This window comes from Cryobacterium sp. TMT3-29-2 (genome assembly GCF_004564305.1).
GTDB classification, from domain to species: domain Bacteria; phylum Actinomycetota; class Actinomycetes; order Actinomycetales; family Microbacteriaceae; genus Cryobacterium; species Cryobacterium sinapicolor.
Genome location: NZ_SOGK01000006.1, coordinates 1 through 2,525 on the forward strand (window position 1 = coordinate 1; position 2,525 = coordinate 2,525).

General features: G+C 64.8%; 2 protein-coding genes. Both read left to right on the plus strand.

Going from position 1 to position 2,525, the window contains the following annotated elements; all coding sequences use genetic code 11:
* The coding region (sufB, locus tag E3O67_RS00380; protein ID WP_135101361.1) for a Fe-S cluster assembly protein SufB at nt 1-1,341 on the plus strand (1,341 nt) is incomplete at its 5' end.
* Nucleotides 1,342-1,371: 30 nt separating this feature from the next.
* Nucleotides 1,372-2,525: Fe-S cluster assembly protein SufD (sufD, locus tag E3O67_RS00385; RefSeq protein WP_135101363.1), on the plus strand; the 1,154-nt coding region annotated here is incomplete at its 3' end.

The window sequence follows — 2,525 nt, forward strand, 5'->3', positions numbered from 1 at the left end:
GCCGGGGCCTCCGCTCGCCGTGGCATCTCGCCGGAGGTGGTGACCGACATCTCCAACCTCAAGAGCGAGCCGGAGTGGATGTTGCAGCGTCGCCTGAAGGCCCTCGAACTGTTCGAGCGCAAGCCCATGCCGACCTGGGGCGCCGACCTGTCGGGCATCGATTTCGACAACATCAAGTATTTCGTGCGGTCTACGGAGAAGCAGGCCCAGACCTGGGACGACCTGCCCGAGGACATCAAGAGCACCTACGAGAAGCTCGGCATCCCCGAGGCCGAGCGTCAGCGTCTTGTCTCCGGTGTTGCCGCCCAGTATGAGTCCGAGGTCGTGTACCACCAGATCAACGAAGAGCTCGCCGCGCAGGGCGTCATTTTCATGGATACCGACACGGCGCTGAAGGAGCACCCGGAGTTCTTCGAGGAGTACTTCGGCACGATCATCCCCTCCGGCGACAACAAGTTCGCCGCGCTGAATACGGCGGTCTGGTCGGGCGGTTCGTTCGTCTACGTGCCGCCGGGCGTGCACGTGGAGATTCCGTTGCAGGCCTATTTCCGCATCAACACGGAGAACATGGGGCAGTTCGAGCGCACCCTGATCATCGCGGATGAGGGCAGCTACGTGCATTACATCGAGGGCTGCACGGCCCCGATCTATTCCTCCGACTCCTTGCATTCCGCCGTGGTCGAGATCATCGTGAAGAAGAACGCCCGCGTTCGCTACACGACCATCCAGAACTGGTCCACGAACGTCTACAACCTGGTCACGAAGCGGGCCACGGCTGCCGAGGGCGCCACGATGGAGTGGATCGACGGCAACATCGGTTCCAAGGTCACGATGAAGTACCCGTCGATCTACCTGATGGGGGAGCATGCCAAGGGTGAGACCCTGTCGGTGGCGTTCGCGGGTCCGGGTCAGCATCAGGATGCGGGCGCGAAGATGATCCACATGGCGCCGTACACGCAGTCCTCGATCGTGTCGAAGTCGATTGCCCGGGGTGGTGGCCGGTCCGGTTACCGCGGCGAGGTGCGGGTGGATGCCACGGCGCACCACTCCGCGAACACGGTTCGCTGCGACGCACTGTTGGTCGACACGCAGTCCCGCTCTGACACGTATCCGTCGATCGATATCCGGGTGGACGATGTGCAGTTGGGTCATGAGGCCACGGTCTCGCGGGTCAGCGAGGAGCAGTTGTTCTACCTGATGAGCCGGGGGATGCCCGAAGACGAAGCGATGGCCATGATCGTGCGCGGCTTCATCGAACCGATCGCCCGGGAACTGCCGATGGAGTACGCCCTCGAACTCAACAAGCTCATTGAAATGGGTATGGAAGGGTCGGTCGGCTAGATGTCGGGCACTGGAACCCTCAGTACTGCCATGCCCACTGCGGAGCAGCACGGCATCACGGAGCACTCGGACGGCCGATTCGGTTACGTGCCGGTGCAGACCCGGTCCGACCGGTTCAAGAGCGTGAACGTGGCCGACTTCGGGCCCGTCACGGGTCGCGAAGCGGTCTGGAAGCTGTCGCCGGTGAAGAAGTTCACCGACCTGACCGCGGGCGTGCTCGACGGATCCGTGTACCCGGTCGAGTCGACCGATATCGCCGGTGTCGACGTCGCCTGGGTCGACCGCGCCGATCCGCGGATCGGTTCCGCCGGGGCGCCCGAGGAGCGCGCGTCGGCGAACGCGTGGTCGAGTTTCGAGAAGGCCCTCGCGATCACGATCAGCGGCGAGGAGGCCAAGGAGGTCACGGTGACCCGTGCCGCCCTGGGTTCCGGCCCGCGCGGCGCGCACACGATCATCGAGGCCAAGCCGTTCAGCCGGGCGATCCTGATCCTGGAGAACACGGGCGAGGCCCGCCTGAGCGAGAACGTCGAGATCATTCTCGGCGAGGCCGCGAACCTGACGATCGTGAGCCTGCAGGAATGGGGCGACACCGCCGTGCACCTGACGAACCACTTCGCGACCATCGGCCGGGACGCGCGCCTCAAGCATGTCGTCGTGACCCTGGGCGGAAGCATCGTGCGAGTCAATCCGTCGGTGCAGCTGGCCGGGATCGGCTCGGACACCGAGCTATTCGGCCTCTACTTTGCCGACGCGGATCAGCACCTCGAGCAGCAGGTATTCGTCAACCACATCGCGCCGAACACTCGCAGCCGGGTCACCTACAAGGGCGCCCTGCAGGGTAAGGGTGCCCGCACAGTGTGGATCGGCGACGTCCTAATCGGTCGTGACGCGGCCGGCACCGACAGCTACGAGCAGAACCGTAACCTGGTGCTCACCGAGGGCACCCGCGCGGATTCGATCCCGAACCTGGAGATCGAGACCGGCGATATCACGGGTGCCGGGCACGCGAGCGCGACCGGCCGCTTCGACGACGAGCAGCTGTTCTACCTGCAGTCCCGCGGCATCACCGAAGACGAGGCCCGGCGTCTCGTCGTGCGCGGCTTCCTCAGCGAGATCGTGCAGCAGATCGGCTCCCCCCTACTCGAAGAACGCCTCCAGGCCGCCGTCGAAGCAGAACTGACCGC